Source organism: Marinobacter sp. BW6 (assembly GCF_008107725.1).
Taxonomy (GTDB): domain Bacteria; phylum Pseudomonadota; class Gammaproteobacteria; order Pseudomonadales; family Oleiphilaceae; genus Marinobacter.
This window is the reverse complement of sequence record NZ_VIRN01000027.1, coordinates 1-414: the sequence shown is the minus strand read 5'-3', so window position 1 is coordinate 414 and position 414 is coordinate 1. Positions and strand designations below refer to the sequence as shown.

The 414-nt window shown below is 53.1% G+C and carries 1 protein-coding gene; it reads right to left on the bottom strand.

What is annotated here, in order from left to right; all coding sequences use genetic code 11:
- A partial coding sequence (locus FMN52_RS00120; protein ID WP_148606708.1) for a type IV secretion system DNA-binding domain-containing protein occupies positions 1–387 on the bottom strand: 387 nt, incomplete at its 3' end.
- Positions 388–414: the final 27 nt, after the last annotated feature.

Here is a 414-nt window from a genome sequence, read left to right as displayed (position 1 = left end):
GGCGTACTGAAAGATAAGTTGCTGTTTCGGTGTCAGTTCAGCCCCCATCAGAGCGGAGAGGACGTATTCCAACAGCTCGACGGTGGAATTGACCGCTTCCTCGCTGTTCTTGAGTTTTTGGTATCCGACATCGAACAGGTTGATACCAAGGTTGTTGCGGGGAGAGATATAGGTGACCTCATCAAGCGGCAGATCCAAATTCGCCAGCTTCGGGATCATCTGCCTTTGATTGTCGATCACGATGACCGTGCAATCCTCTTCCAGATCGCTGGCCACCATATACTGAATGCATGAGGTCTTGCCGTGGCCCGATCCGCCGACCAGATGCATATGGCTGGTGCGGTTGGAAAGACTGATCGGGATTTGCCGGGTGGCAAGTTCGCGCAACGGAGTGTCCTTTAGATAGGCGTATGC